This is a genomic window from Flavobacterium sp. NG2, from assembly GCF_034119845.1.
In the GTDB taxonomy this organism is placed as follows: domain Bacteria; phylum Bacteroidota; class Bacteroidia; order Flavobacteriales; family Flavobacteriaceae; genus Flavobacterium.
Map to the genome: position 1 here is coordinate 267,387 of NZ_CP139420.1, position 17,907 is coordinate 285,293.

Annotated in this window: 11 protein-coding genes; all 11 read right to left on the reverse strand. The window is 33.6% G+C overall.

Annotated features, from left to right (window positions below):
* Positions 1 to 83: 83 nt before the first annotated feature.
* Positions 84 to 638 (reverse strand): transposase, encoded by a 555-nt coding sequence (locus SLW70_RS01275; protein WP_320890088.1) that lies wholly within the window; start codon positions 636 to 638, stop codon positions 84 to 86.
* A 144-nt stretch (positions 639 to 782) separates the two neighbouring features.
* Positions 783 to 1,145, reverse strand: a complete 363-nt coding sequence (locus tag SLW70_RS01280; RefSeq protein ID WP_320890089.1) for a hypothetical protein — start codon at positions 1,143 to 1,145, stop codon at positions 783 to 785.
* A 325-nt stretch (positions 1,146 to 1,470) separates the two neighbouring features.
* The gene (locus SLW70_RS01285; protein ID WP_320890090.1) at positions 1,471 to 2,340 is read right to left on the reverse strand and encodes a hypothetical protein; all 870 of its coding nucleotides are present in this window, start codon (positions 2,338 to 2,340) and stop codon (positions 1,471 to 1,473) included.
* Positions 2,341 to 2,700: 360 nt separating this feature from the next.
* Positions 2,701 to 4,806 carry a gliding motility protein RemB gene (locus tag SLW70_RS01290; protein ID WP_320890091.1) on the reverse strand — a complete coding sequence of 702 codons (2,106 nt, stop codon included), beginning with the start codon at positions 4,804 to 4,806 and terminating at the stop codon, positions 2,701 to 2,703.
* Between the two features lie 154 nt (positions 4,807 to 4,960).
* Positions 4,961 to 5,326 (reverse strand): VanZ family protein, encoded by a 366-nt coding sequence (locus SLW70_RS01295; protein WP_320890092.1) that lies wholly within the window; start codon positions 5,324 to 5,326, stop codon positions 4,961 to 4,963.
* Positions 5,327 to 5,339: 13 nt separating this feature from the next.
* A complete protein-coding gene (gcvH, locus tag SLW70_RS01300; protein ID WP_320890093.1) occupies positions 5,340 to 5,720 on the reverse strand; it encodes a glycine cleavage system protein GcvH in 381 nt (126 codons plus the stop codon).
* 388 nt (positions 5,721 to 6,108) lie between these two features.
* Positions 6,109 to 13,266: a cell surface protein SprA gene (gene sprA, locus SLW70_RS01305; RefSeq protein WP_320890094.1), complete on the reverse strand. Its 7,158-nt coding sequence runs from the start codon at positions 13,264 to 13,266 to the stop codon at positions 6,109 to 6,111.
* 24 nt (positions 13,267 to 13,290) lie between these two features.
* A complete protein-coding gene (gene ruvA / locus SLW70_RS01310; protein WP_320890095.1) occupies positions 13,291 to 13,872 on the reverse strand; it encodes a Holliday junction branch migration protein RuvA in 582 nt (193 codons plus the stop codon).
* A gap of 59 nt (positions 13,873 to 13,931) precedes the next feature.
* On the reverse strand, positions 13,932 to 16,211 hold the full coding sequence (locus SLW70_RS01315; protein WP_320890096.1) for an NADP-dependent malic enzyme: 2,280 nt from the start codon (positions 16,209 to 16,211) through the stop codon (positions 13,932 to 13,934).
* A 151-nt stretch (positions 16,212 to 16,362) separates the two neighbouring features.
* Positions 16,363 to 16,797: a CBS domain-containing protein gene (locus tag SLW70_RS01320; RefSeq protein WP_320890097.1), complete on the reverse strand. Its 435-nt coding sequence runs from the start codon at positions 16,795 to 16,797 to the stop codon at positions 16,363 to 16,365.
* Positions 16,798 to 16,967: 170 nt separating this feature from the next.
* Positions 16,968 to 17,906, reverse strand: coding sequence for a sugar kinase (locus tag SLW70_RS01325; protein ID WP_320890098.1), 939 nt, complete (start codon positions 17,904 to 17,906; stop codon positions 16,968 to 16,970).
* Between the last annotated feature and the right edge of the window lies 1 nt (position 17,907).

Sequence of the window (17,907 nt, forward strand, 5' to 3'; positions counted from 1 at the left end):
CCCCACTGGTGCTCGTCTGCGACGAGTACCTACTTTAATTATGAAAACAAATCAAAGCGTTTGCAACGCGACTCATTAGCACATCACCACAAAGGTTCTACATTTACATTACAAAACACCTTGTTATCTTCCTCATAATTCCTATAACTACTATTCACATAATCTCTTTCATGAAAAACTATTTCAGCATCTACGGGATTATAATGAATATAATTTACCCGTTGCTCTATTTTTTCTAAAGTATCTAAAATAACGGGATGAAATCCATCCTGCCATACTTTAAAATTTTTAGCTCTTCCTGATTTTTGAGCTTCAAAACTAAATTTACGCAAAAGCCATTCCCGTCTGCTTTCAGGATATTCTTGAATAGCATCTATCAATTTTTTGGATGTGAATTTTTTAAAATCACGAATAACATTCTGCAATTCACCATCAAAAGCTGATACAATTAAGTGAATATGACTCGACATATACACATAAGCATGTACACTTAAACCTTTCTCCTTAATACAATAGTTCAAGGAATCATCTATGATATTACAATAAATAGGACGAACCAATAAATCAACCCAATCTACAATAGTTATTGTAACAAAAGTAGGTACGGTACTATCAATAACTTTGTATTTCTCTGACATTGCTTTTTTAAAACTACAACTATTCTTAATTCACTATTATTTTAGCTAACCGCGTTGCAAACGCTACGATTTCTTTTCCAATTTTAAGTAGGTACTCGTCGCAGACGAGCACCAGTTGTGTAGACAAACGAGGGCCAGTTGGGACTACCCTTTAGTAACTAAATAGTTTACTACACTTTCATTTTTAAACTCTATTATTAAACTACCTGTGTCAATTCCCGAATGTGCATATCCCAAAAAATATCTGAATGTTTTAGGAGTTGAAAAACTACTGTCAGGTTTTCCAAGTAATTTGATAATTTCATTTTTAGACATTCCAACTAGTTTGTAATCACTCCTCAAACTATTCATCATATCCCAACGTAAAGATAAATCATTCTCGTTTTCCAATTTGGTTGTCTTCCATTTATGCGAATCGAATTTTTTACCTGATATTTTTCCTCGTAATCCAATTCCACATATAATTACACTCAAGAGGATAATTATTAATATCGCTGGTTTTTTCATTTTTTATTTGTCTTCATTTAAATTTTCCCTCACAGGACTCATTTGCAACGAAAGTCAATCATGAATACAAACGAACGCCAGACGGGCAGATTTTTAATACTATATGTTTTTTTTAAAACTACAACTATTCTCAATTCACTATTATTTTAGCTAACCGCGTTGCAAACGCTACGATTTCTTTTTCCAATTTTAAGTAGGTACTCGTCGCAGACGAGCACCAGTTGTGAGGACAAACGAGCGCTAGTTGGGAACATCCCAAATACAAAACCAACTTCCCATTAAGCCTATTGCCCAAATCCGTTGTAGTGGCTGTTAGGCGCTGGTATTATTTCACAATTGTTTTTATTTCATTAACTATTAAGTAGGCAACACTATTTAGCGAGTTCATTAAATCACTCAAAACATCATAATATTTATTAGGAAAACCATCTTGATTATTTGACTCAATTTCTAATAGAATTATATCATTCGATTCTTTTAATCGGAAAAATGAAGATATAAAGTCATAATGTTTTGAATCATATTTTCCATTATTCCATAAACCTGATTTTTTTATAATCTTTTCTATCAGTTTATGTTTTTCATCTGTCTTTCCTCCGCAATGAACTATTATGTGACGAAAATGTTCAATTAGATTTATTTCTAAATTTAAGTTTACATCTAATTTATTGCAGGTTTCAAGTTTTTTGTATTCGGGAAAGGTATTTCGAAAAATATTGAGTATGCTTTCAGGAACATCTCTTTTTGTTTTTGTTTGTTCTAAAAAGAATGAATAGTCTTTGTTTTCAATTTCAGACAGGATAATGCTTCCATAATCTTTGAGTGGCCAAATATTCTTATCTTTATAACCTAAATATGCGTAAGATTTTATAAGAAATTCTCTAAATATCTCAAATGATTCTGATAATATCCATTGGTATTGTTTGTTTTTCTGAAGCACTATTTGCTTAATCTTCTCATCAACGGTGCTTCTTATATTTTTATACCTTGTTGTTTCACCACTTTTAACATCTTGAATAAAAAAGAAATCCATTGAGTGAGTAGAATTTTTATTTCCTGTTATGTCTTGCTCTTTTTCTTTTTTTTGATTCAAATTCTTTATTTCATTTTGAGCAATATCATTCATTGACCTTTTAGTAATAATAAGCTGTTCTGATTTAAGGATATATTCATTAAATATTTCTTCTAATTCCATACTTTTCGGTGTAGTGATTTTTACTTGCGCCTAACTATTTTATAGGCGCATAAACTATACTAGTTTTATTCTAAAATGGCATGTTATGCGCAATTTTTTGTATTTATAATTGCGTATTATTTATAATTTCAAATATATTCTTTTTTTCTTACAACGAAGCACAATAAAACAGTATTTGTAAGATATTTTGCTAAACGATATTATGAAAATAAAAACGTGATTTTTAGCCCTGATCGAAGCGGCATCCTCTTGTGGTCGCGAAAGCAGACACAAGAGATATAGCGAAGAGCAGGACGAAACGTTATTGAGATAACGACTCATCCTGCTCCTTAAAAATTAAACAACCTATAAAATCCTGTGCTAATAATCAAAATACCAATTGAACACATCAGCACGTAATCCTATGCTAAACCAATTGGTGGTTTCTTTGAATACTGTTGCCGTATTTTGTGTAGGATTGAAATCTCTAAAAATGTAACTAGCAAATAGTTTTAAGTTGGTTGCTAGATTCACCAAATAACCCGCTTGTAGGTCAGCAATAAAAACAGAAGTCTTGTTTCCTTGTCCTACTTTGACCCCTGAATTAGCAAAACGCTCTAGATCGTAGTCTCTGTAAATATCTCCTCCATAGTTTGAATTGGCTCCTGTAGTAGCGAAATCAAATCCACGAGTTCCCATGGTGAACTTGGCATCAGCAAAATATCGCTCTTTGTGATAACGAGCGATTGCAATAAACTCTCCAAAATTCCCGCCCCATTGATGACCGATACCTTGATTGTTGTGTCCGTAATTCGTAATAGGGTCGCTATGCGAATACACATAAGGACGCACATGATTGTACTCTAATTGCAACAACAAATTATCAATCTTGAAGGCGTTGTAATATTTGGCTCCTAATTGATAACCAAATTTATTTTTCCAGCTGTTATCCCCCTCTTTGATGTCGCCAAGTGAAAATTCATCTAACAGAAATTGTCCGTACAAATTGATGCTGTTGTTCCATTTGTATTTAGCCGTCAATCCTAACAAAGCATTTCCTGTCCTTGCCGAAGAAGCAAACTCTACCGAGCGATAAAACACTATTGGATTTACAAAACTCATATCAAAACCTCTGTCATTGGTATTGGTCCAAATCACCGATTCGAAAAAACCTAGATTCAATCGGTTCGACACGTTCCAACTCAAATAGTGATTCGCCATGAATTTAGTGGCATAGGTACGCTCCACAGTCACCTCAGGACGCACATCTTTGAGCCACATATAAGTATTGGTATATTTAATTTTCCAAAACTTGGTGTTGATTTTAAAATACGGATACGGACTCGCTCCATCGGTTTCCATCAAAGAGCGATAGCCATCACCAATAAAATTGCGACCATAGCCCAATTGCAAATCGATAAATTTATTAGGGGTAAAAGTCAAATTGGCTTCTGCCAAAGGAAAATCATAGGAATCTGTTTTAAAATCCTTAGAAATTCCGACACCTGGAATAATGGCTGGATTACCACCTGCAGGTTTTATCGATTCGGCATAGCGATTGAAATAATCCGAAAATCGTCCTTGACTTTCAAAAATGGTAGCGGTAAAATTCAACTGACTTCCCAGTCCTCCTCTAAAGTTAATCGCTCTGGTATTTACATAGGTATATGAAGCCTCACTTTTACTGTCTTTTCCTAATTGTAAATCCAAAATTGGGTTTACATTAAACCAATAATCTTCACCTTGAATGGCAACCATGTTTTCGTTCCACAGTTTTCTTGCCCACCAACCCGAAGCTTTTTTCTGCAACTTTTCATTGGCTTCTTTTAGATTATAGTACTTAGAAACCTCTGCATAGGTATAGGGTTTTGAAGCGGTATGACTGTTACTCCCCACCTGATTCATCGCCCCATCAAAATGTGCATAATAACTATGAGAAAACGGAATATTCAAATGACTTTCAAATTCTGGATTCGAATATTTTTGATAAACGATACTTTCTAATTCCGTCAGTTCTTTAGACTGGCTTGAAACTAGACCAACATTCGTTTTAACAGTAGAACTTACTTTGTTCGTTTTCCCTAATGGAATTTGAATGGTATAATTGAATTTAGCATACGTTGGTTTTCCATTGTACGTAGAAGGTTGGATCTTTGGGAACTGCCCAAAAACTCTTTTAGTTTCTTTAATCAATTCTTCATCAATCGCATTGACATATATCACTTTAAAAACGCCACTGCTATTCACCTCAAAAAGCATTTTAATTTCTCCTTTAAAATCAATCTTCTTTAAATGCTCAGGAACAATAAAATTTTGTGAAATAAAATCCTGAACTTCCGAATAGAAACAATTTTCCAACTCTATATTATCCAAACTTTTGCAACTATCAAAAACAGGAAAGCGCTCTTGGGAATCACTAACTGTATTTTGAGAAATAGAAACATAAGTCACCAAAGACAATAAAGAAGCAAAAAAAACTTTTTTCATATTTAATCGTAATTATAACCCGTTGGGAGTAATTATTAAAAACGTCAGTTCGAGTGTTTTTTGTATAGTAAAACGGAACAAAAAATGCATCGAGAACCGTGGTTAATTATATCATTCTGTTAAAGAAAAAAATCCCACCATAGTGGGATTTAAATTAACTTATTTTTTCCAAACATTTATAATTGTCTAAAACAAAGAACAAACTTATTGCTACACTTGCGCCCAACATATTTGCTAAAACATCAAACACATCTCCGGCGCGACTAGCTGTACAACATTGTTGTAGTATCTCTATCAAGATTCCAAACAACACTGAAGATACAAATGAAACTATAAATGGTTTGTATTTATTCTCTTTTTTAAAATGCAATCTGAAATACAAATACCAAAGCATTGTAAAGATAAAGTGAAATGCGGTATGAACGTATTTATCGAAATTCATGACATCTACTGTCGGAGCACCATCAAGTCGAATCAAACAAAGAACCAACACAATTGATGTCCACAAAACAGCTGCCAAAAAAAAGAATTTCTTAAGCACCTATCAATTGTTTGTAATCTTCATCAGAAAGCAATGAATCATAAGTTGAAACATCCGAAACCTTAACTTTTATCATCCAACCAGCACCATAAGGATCTGAATTTACTGCCTCTGGAGTATCTTCCAAAGAACTATTAAATTCAATAATTTCTCCTGCCATTGGAAGAAACAAATCAGAAACTGTTTTCACCGCTTCTACAGTACCAAAAACTTCATCTTGTTCAAGAACCTGATCCAAAGTTTCTACTTCAACGTAAACGATATCTCCTAACTCTTTTTGAGCAAAATGGGTAATCCCAATAGTTGCAATATCACCTTCTAAACTAACCCATTCGTGATCTTTTGTGTACTTTAAATTTGACGGTATACTCATTTTAACCTTATTGAATAATTTATAATTGAATTTTTATTTTGCAAATGTAACAATCTTATATTTCAGTACAACGCAAGATTTTAAAAAACCACCTCAGATTAGCTAATTTATATTCTAAGATCATATTTAACCTTGATTACGCATTGGAACACGAATAACACAGATGAAACGGATTTACACAGATTTTATCAATAGTTTTTATAATATAAAATGTATCGAAATCTGCGTGAAAAAAATTAATAAAATCCTAATGCGGATTTTGGGCTTAATAATTTCGTCCGAATTAATTTGCGCTAATTCCGCTTATAGCGGTCAATTTACAATCAAAATCTGCGAATTTGCGGTAAAAAATTTATGTGACTATATTGTTTCTTGTTTTCTTCTAAAATTAATTCCCAAAATTATAACGCAATGTAAATCCTGAACGAATATTTGTCAATGGGAACGAAGTCGAAATAACTGCTTTAGAAAATGAATGATCATAATAGAAAATGGCAGTTAGATTTTTACTAAACGAATAATCAGCCGTGAATTTCAATGACCAAATATTTTGTCCTCCCGCCAATTGATTGTTATCATAATTCAAGTAACGTACAATTGTTTGATTGTTACGATATGATAAATCAGCTTTCATATTGATATCTCCTTTTATAATTCCCGTTGGATTATCAGCCAATCGAGAAGAAAAGATGACATCTTTAAATCGATATCCTAAACCAATAATATATTCAACACCTTTTACTTCCGTTAATAAATTATTATCAAAACTCATTGACAACGCTCTATCTTTCTTAATCTCAGTAAGGAATTTAAACGCATTTCTTAATTCAAAATCAACACGAATAAGCGGACTAAATTGCTCCACCAAGTTAATATTTGAGATTAACGTTTTATTAAAGAAATTTCCGTTATCATCAACTCCTCCAGGATTTTCATCATACTTAAAGTTAGAACGATATTGATTAATCGTGTAAGATGCTCTATAGTTATGTTGCAATGAAAAACGCTTAAAGTTCTTTTTGAACATTTCATAACGCATCAAACCGTTATACTTTACAGACCAGTTTGGAATCGGGAAATTTCTAAAAGCACCTAACGACGTACTTGAAGCATCACCGCCTGTATAAGCCGCCATGAATGCTGGAAGCAAAACAGCCTGATTGTTTTTTCCAAAACCAATAGGAAAACCTTCTGCATCAAGATTTGCTGGATTGGTAATATCAATTCCTTTTTCTGTAGCCAAACGGTTTGCTACTACAAGTCTGTTGTTTCTAAAATCATCAAATGCTGCAGATGAATTTTCATCACTTGCTGAAAAAGCCGTTGAAATTAATACAGTTGAGATCGAGAACATACCATAGGTATACGGTGAACGAGAATTATAGAATCCATCCGAAGACACATCATATTGCTCAGAGTAATTCTTTGAGAAAGTACGGTCTGCATTCAAATCAATTTTTAAGTCTGGGAACAAATCAACATTTGCAGTAGCTTTTAAAGATTTATTATTGACTTGAGTGAAATTTTGATTGAAATCTTGGTAATTCGTCAACCATCCATTCTTAGCCGCTTCAAATCGAACATCATCTTGACTACCGAAAATGAATCCTAAAGTTGGTTTTGAAGAACCAAAGAATCCTAATCCAGGCGTAAATCCAGGCAAAACAGTACCACTATTATCCGTGTAATTCAACTGAATATTTTTCACACTTGTCAAAACACCCATTAATCCATCCATAAATGGATTTTCTTTTGCAGCAGGTTTAGCAACTGTATTAACAACTTTCTCACCAGGTTTAGGGATTGTTTTTGGTTTCATCAACTGTTTACCTGCTGGTTTTTTAATCAGTCCTAAATACTTATACAACATATCCATATTGAAACTACTGTTCAGGGTATGTGCTCTTGAATTTTGAATTGTGTTTCCTAAATTATAAGTGCTTCCATCAATCTCTAATTCTGATAAGAAAGTAGAAGAACGTTGCCAACTATAATTCCCTGTATAAACATAGTTTGATTTCACAAAACTAAAAAGTGGAATTTTATTAATTGGCAATTCATAATTCACCACTAATTGCTGTGTATGATTGAATGCATCACCTGGATCCCAATAACCATCCCAAATTCTGAAATCTTCAATTGGCTCATCCTGATCGTTCAAATAATTTTTAACGATATTATTTGATGTCGCACTATACCCTAATTTCAATGATTTAGTCAAATTATAATTGAATCCATATTGATAATTAAATGCGAAATTTCTTCTGTATAATGGATCGAGTCCGATACCTTCAACGTTCTCAACTTGTCTAAATTCTTGACGGTTGTACTGTCTAATAATATTCGTATTGAAAGAAATATTGGTTGGTAAATAATTAAAATTAAAATCACTCAACATTTTCCAATAGCTGCTTTTCTTCATGAATTTTGATTTCTTGAAAGGCTCTATGGGTTTCGATTGAAAACTATACCCGTAATCTACAGATGTACTTGCTTGCTGATCTAAATAGTCTTCAATTTCATAATCATGACGCTCCACTTTATTATAGGATTGAGATAAAGTAAAGTTTTCAGGGTCATAAATATGTTGTTTTTGCTCAGGACTTCTTTGCTTTCTAACACCAATAAAATTGATACTTGTACGCTTGGTATAATCTACAGCTCTATTTACAATATTATCTCTTTCAGCTTTACTATCTGTATTTTCCAGTAATTCTTTAATCTTAATATCAGCATTAAACGGATCATAAATAGGCGTAATCGTTTCCTCGCCTACTGAATAATTAAAAGGTAAATTTATCCCCCATTTATTTGGCAATAACTTCCCAAGATTGATATTAGTTACAATATTATATTGTTGGATATCTTCACGACTTCTTTCATTAGGTCCTTGCTCAATAGCCCCAAAACCTGCTGTACTTTTCTTCCCGGTTGCTGAAACAGTAGCAAAATCTGCAAAATTGGTATCTACATTCAGTAAGGCCGCCATACCTCCAGTATTATCCATATCAGCCAGACGAAGCTCGTTAAACCAAACTTCCCCTTTTATATTTTGCTCATCTAAATTTGGATTAAGCTCTAAATTATTTTTCACCCCTACCATCAAGGTTCGCACTAATCCAAAATTAGGATTTCCTTTTACTCCTAAAACCAAATTACTATTAGCACCACCAAGTTCTGATTCCGTTTGATAATAAACCCCATCCAATGGCAAATCAGAAACAGCCACCCCCTTTGATTGTATTTTTAATTTAGTCAACAAACTTAGAGCTAAATCAATTTCATTTTCAGCAGGCCAAACTACTTCTGCACTCAAAGGTGAACACCCAGAAGGAACTGTCACTTTAAGAGGCACTTCTATTTGATAAAAGTTATCCGTAAAATCATTACCAAAACGAATAAAAGCAGACATTTGACCATCTTTTAATTCCGTTTGCATAGGCAAACTTTCAGCGTGTAAAAACATTTTCAGTTTTTTATACTGACGCATATCAATACTTACGTTCTTAAATACAGCTCTTGAATCTTCAGGTTCTAATCCACTTCCAGAAACCCTTAATGATAAGGCTTGCTCGTTCTGATTGATAACTGTATTGTTGTTATACAATTGCTCTCTTTGAACACCTGGAGGCTGAATATAATTCACAGGACATCTTGTATCGTTTTCTTGAACATTTACCGTAAGCACATCTAATTCTGTATTGTCATCTGTAACATTGGTATCTTTAAAATCAAGTGTATTTGTATATCTTCTCCAATCTCCTCTAACTAAATCTAGAGAACCAAAACGCAAGGTTATTTCCTCTTCAAAACCAGTCATAAACATACGCATGAAACGAATTGATCTAAAGTCAGAAATATTTCCAATAATATTTTTAGGTTGAGCTACAGGTATTTTAAATTGAATCCACCTTGCTTGTGTAGTTTCTCCATTTGGTAAAGTAACTGTTGTTTCTCTAATATCTGCAATATAATTATCTCCTACTTCCATTCCCTTTTTCATATCGATACTATACTCATAATACGCATTAATCGTATTCATCGTATTATCTCGATTGACATCTTCAACATCTGGAACAGCAGTCGAAGCTCTATTGGCATCATTAATATCTACAGCCGAATTCCCCTGTACGCCATTATAATTTTTATACCTTTCAACAACACTTCCACTTGTATTCAAATAAAATGTATAATCATCCGCTGCTGGGTCAGGCTCAGAAGCAAAATTCGTATACACTTCCGCCTCTTTACTATTTGGCAATCCATCCAAACCAACATCCTGATTGGTACGATTGGTTTGATTGGAATCAAAAGCATAAATCAACGATTGTGAAGCTGGAACATCTCCCCAAATTGGTCTTGGGTTCACCAAAATCTGATCAGGGCCAAGTCCATTTTCAAATTGCTTTCTTCCATCTTTCAAAATATCTTCTGAAATTTCCCCTAAGTTAAAATACAGTTTACCTGTATTTGCTGCCGAAACTTCGCCTTTTCCAACATAAGGATCTTGAACCCAAAACTGAATGTACTCTACATTTCCTTGCTCAAAATTAGTCGAGTTTATTGCTCTCATAATCCCTCCAAAATTTCCTTTTGGGTCTGCCGCAAAATTTGCATTATTATTATACGGTCCACGTTCTTTTGGGAAATATGTCAAATCTAAGGTGCTTACAACTTGAGTTTGTCCCAAAGGAATATCAGTGTTAGGATATAATTCACCACTAAAAACCCTTCTTGTTTTATTTAATGACAAATCGTTATTAGAGATACCCGCTGGTTTTGACGTATAGAAAATAGGGTCAATAGTGTACCAAGCTAATTTCGATCTTTTAAAACCATACTGTAACGAATTGTCTTGTGCAAAAAAGGTATTATCCTTATCATTATTAATAAACGGTGTAGATGACAAACTCCATGCATAAGCTGAACGCATGTCAATTGTTGATTGTGAACCTTCAAAATCATCAACATAAATTGTTGATTCCCCATCAAAACTGTCAATTTTTGAAGCATTAGGACGTAAAAATGCTACCTCACCTCTAACTGATAAATTGGACGGAACATCCGTATCAACGTTTGGCAATTTATTCACCAATCGTGTAAAGAAAGGAACTTCAGTTGAGAAATTAGTATTAAATCCAAAAATGGTATTGTTTATGGATTCTTGTCCGTAACTTGATTTTTGAGTAAATGGTCGTTCAGACATCTTCAACAAAGTACCACCCACCACAAACTTATCCGAAATTTTGTGCTCTACATTAACTCCCATAAAGCGAGTTGTTTGTTGTCCAAAAATCGAATTGTTTTCCAAAGACACATTTATTGGTGTATTGGAAGCTTGTAAGGAAGCATCTAAAATTTGTACGCGGCCCAATTGGTAATTAACGCTATAATCAACCCCCTCCACTAATTTACGCCCACCAGCAGTAACTACTACCGAACCTTGTGGCACATTGAAAGCTCCAATAGGAATACCGTCGCTTCCAGTCGATTTAAATTTTCCTCTCAAAAGAAATTTATTTTTATCGCTGTCTTGCAATGCTCCCGATTGAGTGCTACGGTACATGCTTCTAAAAACATATTTCTTTTGGTTTGCATTATAAGAATTAGGATCACTATAATTACTAGCATCAGTACCTTTTAACTTATTAAAAAGCAATTCCCCGAAAGGTTCTTTAGTCGTAAAAATAATTCTTCCGTTTTGAGCATCAATAGTAAGTCCTTGCATGAAATCAAAGAAACCATCACCCCCTGCTTGTGGGTCATTATTGTAATTTAATTTATCTAAATTAAACACCTTCAATAATGGATTCTCTTTAACCTTATTATCTACCGTTGGATTAGCTGGAAAAGGAACAATATTCCCTGATGCATCTTTGGCTTCCGTAATATAATTCAAAGGAGAAGGGTCGGTATACAAGATATTAAATCTAAAATCTTCTTGTTTTACCTGATAAGCACCTGGAATTTGATAAATATTTTTCATCATCAAGTTCCAAATAGGATTTTGAACATTGGTTAAATTACTTTTCAACATTTTCAAAACCAAACATTGTGTAATAACCGCTTGGTCAGAAGAAGTCCCAGTAACTACTGTAGACTCAATTCCGTCATTACCAAACTCCCCTACTTGATAGACTTTTTCACCGATAGTATACTCATAAGCTACCGCTAAAACTTCATCATTTGACAAACGCTGTTGCAACGAGATATACCCTAACTGCGGGTGATATGTAAATTCATTTGAGCTTAATTTTCTAGCATTTTCTAATTTCGAATAATCCTGACCTTCTTTAGCCGTATAGTTAATAAAACCTAGATCGGCTGTGGCAATTTCTCTAATACTTTTATTTAACAAACCAGAACCTGCTTGTATACGGGCAGGGTCATAACCATTATTTGTATTATCTGCTGGTGTATCAATTGGGTTATAAAACATTCCTGCTGAAGGGTCTCTCACAACAACTTCACTATCTGGAATACCTGTAAGTTGTCCTTCCCCTAAATCCTGAATTCCAATAATATTTCTTAAATTATTGGCATTTGAATTGACACGATTTTGTTTATTGGTAACCCAAACCTCAATCCTTGTAATTTGAGCACGGCTATCAATAAAAGGATAATTCTTAAGTGAGGCATCATACTTGTTTCTAAAATATTGTGACAAGAAAAAGTGCCTATCATTATCATAATCCAAAGCATAAACATCAAAATCCTGAATCGTTCCACCACCCTGAACCACAACGCTTTTGGTTTGTGATTTTTGTTCAGAAAAAACCCCTGTAACAGTTGTTTTTCCAAATTGCAATTGTGCTTTTACACCAAATAAACTTTGAGCCCCACGAATTAACGAACTATTCAAAGGCATACTAACGTTACCTACTTCAATTTTTTGAATGATATCGTCTTCGGTTGGTGTATAATCAAGCTTTAATAGATTTTGAAAAGCAAAGGTAGATTGTGTATCGTAATTTGCATTCACATTCACTCTTGTACCTACTTTCCCCATTAAACTCATGCTTATTCTTTGATTGAAATCAAAGGCCAAGTTAGACCTGTTTCGTGGTGAAAACGAAGGATTATCCTGTTTCGTGTAGCGTGCCCCTAAATCCATTTCTACTGAACCAGTAGGTTTTACGTCGATTGTATTTCCTCCAAAAATGGTTTCGAAAAATCCAGAATTCACATAATATTTAGGCAATAAATCTTTTTTAGCTTCTTCACTACCTTCTTTTTTACCATCAACAGCATCAGATTTTTGTTTGAAATAATCTCTCATAGACTCTTTCATCAATAAATCTTCGTATTCCTTAGGCGTTAAAATTATAGGATAACTAATAGAAAAACCATCAACAGTATTATTATAAAGATATCTATTAGAGATAGGATCATAAGTATAGGCTGAAAGGATGCTTTTAGGATTTTTCATTTGAACTTTCCCTAAAGAAACTCCATTTTTTACTGTATCTTGAGCAACTGTATTGACTTGAGCTAAGGATACAAAACCACAAAACAAAATCAGTAAAAAAGTATAAATTCTACACATAAAATTCGTGTTATTTTTTATTTTCTATAAGTTTTTTAAAGCTTTTTTAATTATCGTCTCCACTGATGCATCTGGATCTTCCTTTACGATTTTTTCAATAACTTTTTCAGATGTTTTACGAACAAATCCTAAAACTTCTAATGCAGATAACGCTTCATCTCGATTTGTATTGCTTTGAGTCATCGAAACTTCATCTATATCGTACAATTTTATAACCTTATCTTTTAGATCTAAAATGGCTCTTTGTGCCGTTTTGGCTCCAATTCCCTTTATAGATTGAATTGTCATAACATCACCCGAAGCTATAGCATTTATAATCTGTTTTGGTTCTAATGAAGACAACATCGTTCTTGCAATACTTGCTCCTATACCAGAAACAGAAAGCAACAATTTAAAAATTTCTCTTTCTGATTTTTCAACAAACCCAAACAAAGTATGCGCATCTTCTTTTATTTGAAGATAAGTGAATAGCTTTATAAAATCAGTATTAGGTAATAAAGAATAAGTATGTAGTGAGATATTAATATGATATCCTACGCCACCACAATCAATTACTACATCTGTTGGCGTTTTTTCAACTAATTTCCCTTGTAAATGTGCTATCATCTATTTTCAAATAAAACAACCTTGACCTTATACTAGATCAAGGTTAGTAAATTAGAATGTTACTTTTTCTTTTTTCCTTTTTCTTGTGCGTCTAATACAGCTATAGTTGCCATATTCACCATCTCTTCGACACTTGCTCCTAATTGAAAAATATGAACTGGTTTGTCCATCCCCATCATAATTGGACCAATGGATTCAACTTTATTCAATTCCTTTAAAAGCTTATAGGTAATATTAGCAGAATCTAAATTAGGGAATATCAATGTATTCACTTTTTTACCCGCTAATTTTGAAAAAGGGAATTTCTCCTTGAGCATTTCAGGATTTAAAGCAAAATCCGATTGAATTTCACCATCAACTATCAAATCTGGATGGTGTTCATGCAAATAGGAAACTGCATCTCTTATTTTCGTTGCTCTAGGATCCACCGAAGAACCAAAATTAGAATAAGAAACCATCGCAATAACAGGTTCAACGCCAAACATCTTTGCCGTTTTAGCTGTCATTACAGCAATCTTTGCTAACTCTTCAGCTGTTGGATCAATATTAATCGCAGTATCAGACAAAAACATTGGCCCTCTTGCTGTCATCATTAAATTTGTTGTAGCAACAATTGAAGCTCTATGTGCTTTACCAATTAATTGCAACATCGGTTTAACAACAGTAGGATAACTTCTTGTATGTCCTGCAACTAAACCATCCGCTTCTCCAACATTCACCATCATAGCAGCAAAATAATTCCTTTCGCGCATTAATCGCTCAGAATCATATAACGAAATCCCTCTTCTTTTTCTAGATTCCCAATGTGCTACTGCAAAACGCTTTCTTCTTGTTTCTTCCGCTCTATCCTTTGGATCAATAATTTCCACATCTGCATCAAAACCTAATTCTTGCATCAATTCAACAATTATCTCTTTATTTCCAAGTAAGATAGGTATAGCAATTGCTTCTTCATGAACTATTTGTGCCGCTTTTAAGACGTCTAAATGCTCTGCTTCCGCAAAAACGATACGCTTTGGATCCATTTTTGCCTTATTGGTAATCATTCGGAGCATTTTGTTGTCATTACCCAAACGCTCCATTAATTCCTCTTCATATTTATGCCAATCGGTTATTGGGTGTTGTGCTACTCCTGAATCCATTGCCGCTCTTGCTACTGCAGGCGCAACAATAGAAATTAATCTTGGATCAAATGGTTTAGGAATAATATACTCTCTTCCGAATACTAATTTTGTAGCACCATAAGCTACGTTTACTTGTTCAGGAACAGATTCTTTTGCGAGTGTTGCCAATGCTTTAACAGCAGCCATTTTCATAGCTTCGTTAATCTTAGTTGCACGTACATCTAAGGCACCTCTAAAAATATATGGAAATCCAAGAACGTTATTAACCTGGTTAGGATGATCAGATCTTCCAGTAGCCATTATGATATCTTTTCTTGTTTGAATCGCTAAATTATAATCTATCTCAGGATTAGGATTAGCCATTGCAAATACAATTGGATTATCTGCCATTCCTAATAACATTTGAGCCGACATGATATCCCCAGATGACAACCCTATAAACACATCTGCTCCAGCTAGTGCTTGTTCAAGACTGATAGACGCCATATCTTTAGCATACTTTTGCTGCAATTCAGATAAAGACGAATTATCTTTAGTTAAAAGTCCTTTACTGTTAAACATAAAAATGTTTTCCATTTTTACCCCTAAAAGTCTATATAAATCGGCGCAAGCTAAAGCCGCCGAACCAGCTCCAGAAACCACTACCTTAACATCTTCTGCTTTTTTATCAGCTAGTTCCAAGGCATTTATCAAAGCAGCAGCAGATATAATCGCCGTTCCGTGTTGATCATCATGCATTACAGGAATATTCAATTCCTCAACCAACCTACGTTCAATCTCAAAAGATTCAGGCGCTTTAATATCTTCAAGATTAATTCCACCAAAAGTTGGTGCAATATTCTTAACGGTTTGTATAAACTCTTCAACATTTTTAGTATCTATTTCAATATCAAAAACATCTATATCGGCGAAGATTTTAAACAACAATCCCTTTCCTTCCATGACAGGTTTTGAAGCTTCGGGACCTATATCCCCAAGTCCTAAAACCGCAGTACCATTGGTAATTACAGCAACTAAGTTTCCTTTGGCAGTATATTTATAAACGTTATCAACATCTTTTGCAATTTCCAAACAAGGTTCAGCCACTCCGGGCGAATAAGCCAACGATAAATCTCTTTGAGTGGCATACTTTTTTGTAGGCACTACTTGAATTTTCCCTGGTGTAGGTTTTGCATGATATAATAACGCTTCTCTTCTTTTACTATTTTTATCCATATCTCAGATTTATCTAGTTTACAAAGATATAAGTCTTGGCTTAAAATTGAAGCTTTTATCATATTCTTTTGTTAAAATCCAAAATTAATATTGCCTTCAAAAAAAATAGCCGCATTACTATGCAGCTATTTAACTATTTCTAACAAAAATTCTATACTTGTGTACCATTAATATAAGCATCTAAATGATGTATGGTTTCTTTTTGCATTTCGATAACGGCTTTTACAATATCACCAATTGAAACAACCCCCAACACCACATTGTCGTCTACAACAGGTAAATGTCGGATACGTTTACCACTCATTAACCCCATACAATAATCAATATCATCTGTTGGCTTTACAGTAATTATACCTGTCCCCATAATATCTTTTACTAGGGTTTCTTTTGATGTTTTATCTTTCAAAACTATTTTCCTAGCATAGTCTCTTTCTGATAAAATACCCACTATTTCATTATTATCCATAACTAACAGTGCGCCCACATTTTTCTCTCCCATCACTTTCAATGCATCATAAACTGAAATTGTTGAAACAATAGAAAAAACTTCCCCTCCTTTAATGCTTAATATTTGATTTACAGTCATATCTAATAAATTTTAAAGTCATAAATTTAAGCAAAAAAATTTAATTATAAATGTTAATTTTACAAATACCATGAATAATCCCTAACGTTTAAAACCAAAAAGCACACAAAAGTGAACAAATCCTACTATTAACAACTAATAAAACAACCATGATTTAACACCTTAATTTACTATTCACCAATCTCTAAAAATTTAGAAATATCAATATTATCTGGTAATCTCCCCACATTTTGCAATTTCAGAACTGCAAGACGCTGAGCTATCGTAATGGTGTCTTCAAAATTTTTATTTAATAATTGCGCATATAAAAATCCTGTCCAAAAAGCGTCACCAGCTCCTGTAGCATCTTTAATATCATCAACAGGAAGTGCTTTTTGGTGATATATTCCTAAAACCTTATCTGACAACACCACTCCATCTTTACCCTTAGTTAAACAAATTGTTGAAGCACCTAATCCATGAAAATATTCAAAAATAAAATCTTCAGTTTTGGATTCCGCAAACAATCGGTAACAATCATCTTCACTTAATTTCACTAACGGATCTGTTGACAAATATTCTTTTAAAACTAACTTTGCCTCTTCTCTATCGCACCAAATTCGTTCCGAAAAATTAATATCAATACTTGTTTTTACCCCTAGAGCTTTTGCTTTTTTTGCCCCCTCTAAAATTGTTGTTCTTGCAGGGTTCTTACTCAACGCAAAACAAGTTGTATGATAAACCTTTGCTGATTCTAAAATTTCATTTGAGATTTGGCTAGGCTCGATGATACAATCTGCCTCACGGTAAGGAATAAAATCAGGGGTACCTGTAGACTTAGATACAAAAATCACTGATGTGGGTACATTATCTAATTTTTTAATTTGGGTTGTAATAACATTATTAGCTTTCAATTTACGAACAATGTACTCCCCTAAACCATCTTCACCACAAGTAGCCACTAAAACTGATTTTAACCCAAGCCTAGCCGCGTTCACCGCCACATTTGTTGGTGAACCACCTAAAAATCGGTGAAAATCCTTAGTCCTATTTATTGAGGTGTTAATTTGATGTCCAATAAAATCAATCAACACTTCTCCTACGCAAATTATATCTATAGATTTTTTCATT